The organism is Pseudomonas sp. 14P5.3.2 (genome assembly GCF_057799175.1).
Genome location: NZ_JBYOKU010000055.1, coordinates 25,197 through 33,858, shown reverse-complemented (window position 1 = coordinate 33,858; position 8,662 = coordinate 25,197). Strand labels below are relative to the sequence as shown.

Genomic DNA, 8,662 nt, shown 5'->3' with positions numbered 1-8,662 from the left:
CTACAAGGGATTTTTTGCCCACAGGATCCGCGGAACCGAAACCTGTGAGCCGCGCTATCAAATCACCCGCGGTGACGACCGCGGAAGTAGTTGATCAGACCCTGGGTAGAAGCATCGTCAGCGGTGGTTTCATCGCTGCCGACCAGACGGTTGTAAACGCCTTTGCCCAGTTCCTTGCCCAGTTCCACGCCCCACTGGTCGAAGGCGTTGATGCCCCAGACCACGCTCTGCACGAACACTTTGTGTTCATACATGGCGACCAGCGCACCCAGACGACGCGGGCTGATGCGCTCGACCACGATGGTGTTGCTCGGGCGGTTGCCCGGGATCACCTTGTGCGGTGCGAGTTTGTGCACCTGTTCTTCGCTCATGCCTTTGTCGCGCAGTTCGGCCTCGGCTTCCGGCAGGGTCTTGCCGAGCATCAGCGCCTGGCTTTGCGACAGGCAGTTGGCGTACAGCCACTGATGGTGGTCGGAGACCGGGTTGAAGCTGACGATCGGCACGATGAAATCGGCCGGGATCAGTTGGGTGCCCTGGTGCAGCAACTGGTGATAGGCGTGCTGACCGTTGCAGCCGACGCCACCCCAGATCACCGGGCCGGTATCGGTCGACACCGAGGTGCCGTCCTGACGCACGCTCTTGCCGTTGGATTCCATGTCCAGCTGTTGCAAGTGCTTGGTGATGTTGCGCAGGTAGTGGTCGTACGGCAGGATCGCGTGGCTTTGCGCGCCCCAGAAGTTGCCATACCACACGCCGAGCAGGGCCAGCAGTACCGGCATGTTCTGCTCGAACGGTGCGCTCTGGAAATGCTGGTCCATGGTGTAGGCACCGGACAGCAGTTCCTTGAAGTTGGACATGCCGATGGCCAGGGCAATCGGCAGACCGATGGCCGACCACAGCGAGTAACGACCGCCGACCCAGTCCCACATCGGGAAGATGTTTTCTTCACGGATACCGAACGCGACTGCAGCAGCGTTGTTGCTCGACACCGCGATGAAGTGGCGATACAGCTCGGCTTCCGAACCACCCTGAGCCAGATACCAGGCGCGTGCGGCCTGAGCGTTCTTCAGGGTTTCGAGGGTGTTGAAGGACTTCGACGAAACGATGAACAGCGTGGTTTCGGCGCGCAGTTTTTGCGTCAGCTCGTGGAACTCACTGCCGTCGATGTTCGCCAGATAGTGGCAACGTACGCCCTTCTGCGCGTAGGACAGCAGCGCTTCGGAGACCAGCTCCGGGCCGAGGAACGAACCACCGATGCCGATGTTGACCACGTCCGTGATCGGCTTCTCGGTGTAACCACGCCACAGGCCGTCGTGGATGCGGCCGACCAGATCCGTGATCTGGTTCAGCACCTTGTGCACTTCCGGCATCACGTTGACGCCGTTAACCGACAGCTTGTCGCCGACCGGACGGCGCAGGGCGGTGTGCAGCGCCGGGCGGCCTTCGGAGGCGTTGACGATTTCGCCGTCGAACAGCGCTTTGATCGCGCCTTTCAGATCGACTTCATTGGCCAGGCCCACCAGCAGGTTGCGGGTCTCGGCGTTGATCAGGTTCTTCGAATAATCGAGAAACAGTCCGCAGCTGCTGAGCGTGAATTGATTGAAGCGCTGCGGATCGGCGTTGAAGGCTTCGCGCATGCTGAAATCCTGCATGGCTTGGCGGTGATCTTTCAACGCCTGCCAGGCAGGCAGAGCGGTAACGTCATGAGGAGTGCGGTAGTACGCCATCGCTGCGGTTTTCCTTTTTACTTGAACGGCCTTTTGAACACAGAACAGACCGATACGCCATGTTTGGGCGAGGGTCAAATGCGTCGACACGATTTTTCAACGCAGGGCGAATACAGTAAACCTCACGCTGCGATCTGTCTTGACTTCTTCTGACCTGTTCCCTGTACTTTTTTAACATCAATACCGGGAACAAGCCGACCAACGGAAGGGGAGTGGCGCGTCGAAGCGGCTCAGGCCACCTGAACCGGAATGGCGTTGCTGGTGTGGCTGAGCTCATTGCCCGGTGCCATGTACAGCATGCGCGGCTTGAAATTCAGCAGTTCCGCTTCGCTGTAATGGGCGTAGGCGCAAATGATCACGCGGTCGCCGACCTTGGCTTTATGCGCGGCTGCGCCATTGACCGAAATCATCCGCGAACCTTCTTCGCCACGAATCGCGTAGGTGGTGAAGCGCTCGCCATTGTCGACGTTATAGATCTGGATCTGCTCGTACTCACGGATGCCGGACAAGTCCAGCCACTCGCCATCAATGGCGCAGGAACCTTCGTAATCGAGTACCGCATGAGTGACTTCGGCGCGGTGCAACTTGGCCTTGAGCATGATGGCGTGCATGAGGGATTTCCCGGGTTGGAAGCAAACGGCGGGCAGTGTGCCCGAAGGCATTGGGGGCGGCAATATGGTCTGTGTGGACACCAGAAACCAATGTGGGAGCGGGCTTGCTCGCGAATGCGGTGTGTCAGTCAACCTATCTGCTGAATGATGCACCGCATTCGCGAGCAAGCCCGCTCCCACAGGGGTATTGCGGTGTTTTTAGACTGGGGTATCGAGGTTCAGGTGCAGGTTGTCGATCAACCGCGTGGTGCCGAGGAACGCGGCCACCAGAATCACCAGATCGCGGTCCTCTGCCGTAGCCGGACGCAAGGTCAGGGCGTGGCGGATTTCCAGGTAATCCGGACGCAGGCCTGCGGCTTCCAGCTGTTGCACCTGCGTAGCGATCAGCGCCGGGTAGTCACGCTCACCGTGCTTGATCGACTCGGCAATCGCGCTCAGGGTGCGATAGACCACCGGGGCCACGGCACGTTGATCTTCGCTGAGGAAACCGTTGCGCGACGACAGCGCCAGGCCGTCGGCCGCACGCACGGTCGGTTCACCGATGATCTGGATGGGCATGTTCAGGTCATGCACCAGCGCGCGGATCACCGCCAGCTGCTGGAAGTCCTTCTGGCCGAAGATCGCCAGATCCGGTTGAACCATGTTGAACAGCTTGCTGACCACCGTCGCCACACCCTCGAAGTGCCCCGGACGGCTAGCGCCGCACAGGCCTTCAGACAGTTGCGGCACGCTGACCCGGGTCTGCCCGGCCATGCCGTCGGGGTACATCTCTTCGACGGTCGGGGCGAACAGCAAGTGGCAGCCGGCTTGCAGCAGCTTTTCCTGATCCGCCGCCAGGGTGCGCGGGTACTTGTCGAGGTCTTCGCCGGCGCCGAACTGCAGCGGGTTGACGAAAATGCTCGCAACCACGAAGTCCACGCGCTGGGTGGCTTTGGTGATCAGCGCGACATGGCCGCTGTGCAGGTTGCCCATGGTCGGCACGAAGCCGATGCGCTTGCCTTCACTGCGGGCGCGGGCCACGGCGGCGCGCAGTTCGCGTACGGTTTTAACGGTGTTCATGCAGAGAATCCGTGTTCGATGCCAGGGAACGTGACGGCTTTGACTTCATTAACATAAGCCTTCAATGCTGACTGGATGCTGTCTTGGCCGTTCATGAAGTTCTTCACGAATTTCGGCACGCGGCCGGTGATCGACAGGCCGAGCATGTCGTGCAGCACCAGTACCTGGCCGTCGGTATCGCTACCGGCGCCGATGCCGATGACCGGAATCTTCACGGCCTGGCTGATTTCCGCAGCCAGTTCGCTCGGCACGCATTCGAGCAGCAGCATGGCTGCGCCAGCCTGCTCCAGCGAGATCGCGTCGGCACGCATCTGCCGCGCCTGGTTCTCGTTGCGGCCCTGCACTTTATAGCCGCCAAGAATGTTCACGGCCTGTGGGGTCAGGCCCATGTGCGCGCAGACCGGCACACCGCGTTCGGCCAGCAGGCGGATCGACTCCGCCAGCCACAGCGCACCTTCGACCTTGATCATGTGCGCGCCGGCCTGCATCAGCATGGCGCTGTTGGTCAGGGTTTGCTCAATAGTGGCGTTGGCCATGAACGGCAGGTCGGCCAGGATCAGGGCGTCGGTGTTGCCGCGTTTGACGCAGGCGGTGTGGTAGGCCATTTCTGCGATGGTCACCGGCAGGGTGCTGTCGTGACCTTGCAGAACCATGCCGAGGGAGTCGCCCACCAGCAGCACTTCGACACCGGCCTCGTTGCAGGCGTGGGCGAAGGTCGCGTCATAGCAGGTCAGCATGGTGATCTTTTCACCTTTCTGCTTGAGGCTCTGGAGCGTGGTCAGGGTGATGGCTGGCATGTAAAAAATCCTCGTTCAGGCGCTCTGGAAACTACTGCGAGTAACGCGCGTGATTCTTCGTCTACTCAGGCGCACGGTCTTTTGTCGTGCTTATAAGGCCTGGATTGCGCCCGTATGTGCCGGGTTGGCGGCAGCGGGACGCCTATAGTCGTGAGGAGCCAAGCGGAAGTCAATTGCGTGTGTTACCGCATTGTTACGAGGGGAGTGTTACCGGCGTTACTGATGCGATTCAGCGGTGCGGCAGGGTTGATGGACGGGGTTTTTGTCCGACAAAAAATCAGATTTGGAATACTCAATGTGGGAGCGGGCTTGCTCGCGAAAGCGCTGTGTCAGTTGACTGATTGAGTGACTGACTCGACGCTTTCGCGAGCAAGCCCGCTCCCACAGGGGGGACTATTTTCAGGCGTGGGAGAGGCGTTCAAGGCCGACGAACGGGCAGGCGGCGAGCAGATCGGACAGCGCGCGGCCATCGGCCAGGCGCAGATCTTCAGGCGCCAGTTCGGCCAGGGGATACAGAACGAACGCTCGTTCCTGAATCTGATAGTGCGGGACTTTCAGCCGTGGCTCGTCGATCAGGCAATCGCCGAACAACAGGATATCCAGATCCAGCGTGCGCGGCCCCCAGCGTTCCAGTCGCTCGCGGCCCTGATCGTTCTCGATGGCTTGCAGCGCATCGAGCAGATCCAGCGGCGCGAGGTCACTGTCGAGGGCAGCGACCGCGTTGGTGTAACGCGGTTGCCCCGGCAGCAGTGAATCGCTCTGATAGAACGCCGAGACGCCAGCGAGGGCTGTCTGTGGCAACTGCCCCAGCGCGTTTAGCGCGCTGCGCAATTGTTCGGCCGGGTCAGCGAGGTTGCTGCCCAGGCCGATATAGATGCGTTCCATGCCTTATTCGCCCGATGCGCTCGGAGCCCCGGCGCGCTTGCGCTTGGAACCGCTGCTGCGACGACGTTTGCGCGGCGCGCCGCTGGCGTCATCACCCTTGCCGCTGAGGTCGCGGATCATGTCGCGACGTTCGCTGTCGTTGGCGTCCTGATAATCCGTCCACCATTCGCCGAGACCGTCAGTCTGCTCGCCAGCGCTTTCACGCAGCAGCAGGAAGTCGTAACCGGCGCGGAAGCGTGGATTGTCCAGCAGCAGGTCGGCGCGTTTGCCGCTGCGGCGTGGCAGGCGTTCCTGCATGTCCCAGATCTCGCGGATCGGCATGGTGAAACGCTTCGGAATGGCGATGCGCTGGCACTGTTCGGCGATCAGTTCGTGCGCACCTTCCTGCATCGCCGGAATCGGCGGCATGCCACGTTCCTGCAGACGCAACACGCGGGCCGGCAGGGCAGGCCACAGCAGGGCGGCAAACAGGAACGCCGGGGTCACCGGTTTGTTCTGCTTGATGCGCAGGTCGGTGTTGGTCAGCGCTTCGCTGATCAGCGTGTGGGTGTATTCCGGGTTGTGCTCGAGTGCGTCGGCACTGGCCGGGAACAGCGGGGCGAACAGTTGCAGATCGACCAGCATCTCGAAAGTGATCGCGCCATGGCCGGAGAGGAACAGCTTGAGCACTTCCTCGAACAGACGGGCCGACGGGATCTCGCGCAGCATCGGCGCCAGTTCGCGGATCGGCTGCACGGTGTGCTTCTCGATGCCGAAATTGAGCTTGGCGGCGAAACGTACGGCTCGCAGCATGCGCACCGGGTCTTCCTGGTAACGCTGCTTCGGATCGCCGATCAGACGGATCAGGTGATTGCGGATGTCGTGTACGCCGTTGGCGTAATCGAGAATGCGCTCGCTGACCGGATCGTAATACAGGGCGTTGATGGTGAAGTCGCGGCGTTGCGCGTCTTCTTCCAGGGTGCCGTAAACGTTGTCGCGCAGAATCCGCCCGCTCTCGTTGCGCGAAGACTGGTTGCTGTCTTCGTCATCTTCATTGACCGGGTGATTGGCGCGGAAGGTCGCGACTTCGATGATTTCGCGACCGAAATGGATATGCACCAGTTTGAAGCGGCGACCGATGATCCGCGCATTGCGGAATTCGGCACGGACTTGCTCGGGGGTGGCACTGGTGGCGACGTCGAAGTCCTTGGGCGTGATGCCCAACAGCATGTCACGCACGCAACCACCGACCAGATAGGCCTGGTAGCCGGCGCCCTGCAAGCGTTCGACGATATTGACCGCATAGCGGCTGAATTGCCCTTTTTGCAGCGAGTGTTGGCCGCTGTTAAGCACTTCAGGGGTGCTGCGGATGTGTTGCGTACGACGCACGGGAGACCGGAATGACTGGAACAGCTTCTTCAGCATGGGATGCACTGTTTGAAGGAATGTTCGGCCATACCAAAGAATGACCGCATGATGGGCGCAGATTCTAGCATTTAGTCGGGGGATGGTGTAGGACGCAGAAGATTTGCGCTGCAAGCCGCAGGCTACAGGCATCGAGCAGGGTAGGAACGGGGGGGATTTGCCGAAACACAGAAACTACAAGGGGAGCCGAAGCTCCCCCAGAAGTAGTTGCGTGCTCTTTTTATTATTGATTCGGGCTTCTTGTTTTTGTTGAGTGCCCTCGCCATGAAGCTGTTCCTTCATGACCCTCCCAATCGGGAGCCAAGAGCAAACGGATTGCTTTGGTCGCTGTGTTGCAGTGATCTTGCGATCCAACCAGTACAGGCTCTGTCTTAGGACAGTTTTTGTTGTTCTCGGCCTGGTCGTGGGGCTAGCCCCAAATACAACGCCTCTCCAAAAGAATCAGTTAGCTGCGCCTCTCGCCGTCTTGTTTTTATTGTGCGTGAGTCGATTCGTCTTATTTTTATTGTCTTGTGCATTGCTTGTTATTGTTCTTGTACCAAACATATAGCAGGTGCCGTGCCAACTTTTGCGAAGCCCAATAAAACAAGGGGTTAGGTCGATATAACGGTTTTCTCGGGGCGAAAAAAAGCCGGGGTTTCGTTACCGATAACCCCGGCTTCTGTTACGTGAAAGGACTGAGGTAACAGTTTTTTCACATCCTCAAGCGTTACCCGCACACTCGACAGGTAACGTTCAGCTCTCGCTGGTGACCCCGGTCTTGCGCCGTGGAATACCCAGGCGCTGGCGGCGTTCCCACAGGCACTTGCGGCTGACGCCCAGTTTGCGCGCCAGTTCGGTCTCGGTCATGTGGTCCTGATGCTCGAGAACGAAGTGCTGGAAGTAGTCTTCCAGTGACAGGTCTTCCGTCGGCTCATGGCTACTGTTGCTGGTGTTACCCGCGGTTTGTGCGGGCAAGCCGATGAACTCGTCGTCTTCCAGGTCGCTCAGCTCGATGTCGATGCCCAGCAGGTCGGCAGAGATTTCCGGGCTTTCGCTCAGAATCACCGCGCGCTCGACCGCGTTTTCCAGCTCGCGCACGTTACCTGGCCAGGAATAATGCCGGATGGCCTGTTCGGCATCGGCGGCAAATTTCAGGTCGGTACGGTTGATGCGCGCACTCTGGCGAGCGAGGAACGCCGTGGCGATTTCGTTGACGTCGGCGCCACGTTCGCGCAGAGCCGGCAATTTCAGGGCAATCACGTGCAGGCGGTAATACAGGTCTTCACGGAACTGGCCGATTTTCGCCAGGCTCTTGAGGTCGCGGTGGGTCGCGGCGATCAAGCGCACATCGACTTTTTGCGACTGCACCGAACCCACACGGCGAATCTCGCCTTCCTGCAGCACGCGCAGCAGGCGGGCCTGGGCTTCCAGCGGCAGTTCGCCGATCTCGTCGAGGAACAGCGTGCCGCCGTCCGCCGCTTCCACCAGACCGGCGCGCCCGGCGCTGGCGCCAGTGAACGCGCCTTTTTCGTGGCCGAACAGTTCGGACTCGATCAGGCTTTCCGGAATGGCTGCGCAGTTCACCGAAATCATCGGTGCCTTGGCGCGCTTGGACAGATTGTGCAGGGCGCGGGCCACCAGTTCCTTACCGGTACCGGACTCGCCCTGAATCAATACATTGGAATCAGTTGGCGCGACCTTGCGGATCTTGCTGTACAGATCCTGCATCGGCGGGCACGAACCGATGATGCCGATTTCACCGTTGCTGTTATCGACGGCGGACTTGCTGCTGCCATTGGCCGGTTTGCCGACAACGGCTTCGCCGGCGGCAGGCGCCGACTGGTGATCACGCAGGATCCGCGCGACGGCCTGGAGCATTTCATCGTGATCGAAAGGCTTGGCGATGTAGTCCACCGCGCCCATCTTCATCGAGTCGACCGCCGAGCGCAGGCTGGCGTAGCTGGTCATGATCAGCACCGGTTTGCCCTGGCCAAGCTTGATCAGCTCGGTACCGGGGGCGCCAGGCAGGCGCAGGTCGCTGACGATCAGATCGAATGTGGGAATACTGAAGCGTTCTTGTGCTTCCTGCACAGAACCGGCTTCGCTGACCTGATACTGGTTGCGTTCCAGCAGGCGGCGCAAGGCGGAGCGGATAATGGTTTCGTCTTCGACGATCAAAATGTGCGGCATTGATTCG

7 protein-coding genes are annotated in these 8,662 nt (G+C 60.2%); all 7 read right to left on the bottom strand.

Annotated elements, in window-relative coordinates; translation table 11 throughout:
- Window positions 1–62: 62 nt before the first annotated feature.
- The 7 genes from pgi to AC27VU_RS27655 all read right to left on the bottom strand — a co-directional run bounded on the left by pgi (window position 63) and on the right by AC27VU_RS27655 (window position 8,655).
- A complete protein-coding gene (gene pgi / locus AC27VU_RS27685; protein WP_003228272.1) occupies window positions 63–1,727 on the bottom strand; it encodes a glucose-6-phosphate isomerase in 1,665 nt (554 codons plus the stop codon).
- Between the two features lie 230 nt (window positions 1,728–1,957).
- Window positions 1,958–2,338, bottom strand: a complete 381-nt coding sequence (panD, locus tag AC27VU_RS27680; protein WP_003228271.1) for an aspartate 1-decarboxylase — start codon at window positions 2,336–2,338, stop codon at window positions 1,958–1,960.
- A gap of 198 nt (window positions 2,339–2,536) precedes the next feature.
- The gene (gene panC, locus AC27VU_RS27675; protein WP_488725323.1) at window positions 2,537–3,397 is read right to left on the bottom strand and encodes a pantoate--beta-alanine ligase; all 861 of its coding nucleotides are present in this window, start codon (window positions 3,395–3,397) and stop codon (window positions 2,537–2,539) included.
- Window positions 3,394–4,194: a 3-methyl-2-oxobutanoate hydroxymethyltransferase gene (gene panB, locus AC27VU_RS27670; RefSeq protein WP_003228263.1), complete on the bottom strand. Its 801-nt coding sequence runs from the start codon at window positions 4,192–4,194 to the stop codon at window positions 3,394–3,396. The genes panC and panB overlap by 4 nt, the downstream gene beginning before the upstream one ends.
- A gap of 399 nt (window positions 4,195–4,593) precedes the next feature.
- Window positions 4,594–5,079 carry a 2-amino-4-hydroxy-6-hydroxymethyldihydropteridine diphosphokinase gene (gene folK, locus AC27VU_RS27665; RefSeq protein ID WP_488725322.1) on the bottom strand — a complete coding sequence of 162 codons (486 nt, stop codon included), beginning with the start codon at window positions 5,077–5,079 and terminating at the stop codon, window positions 4,594–4,596.
- 3 nt (window positions 5,080–5,082) lie between these two features.
- A complete protein-coding gene (locus tag AC27VU_RS27660; RefSeq protein WP_003228258.1) occupies window positions 5,083–6,483 on the bottom strand; it encodes a polynucleotide adenylyltransferase PcnB in 1,401 nt (466 codons plus the stop codon).
- 735 nt (window positions 6,484–7,218) lie between these two features.
- Entirely contained in the window at window positions 7,219–8,655 is a 1,437-nt protein-coding gene (locus AC27VU_RS27655; protein ID WP_103484960.1) for a sigma-54-dependent transcriptional regulator, read from the bottom strand.
- Window positions 8,656–8,662 lie beyond the last annotated feature (7 nt).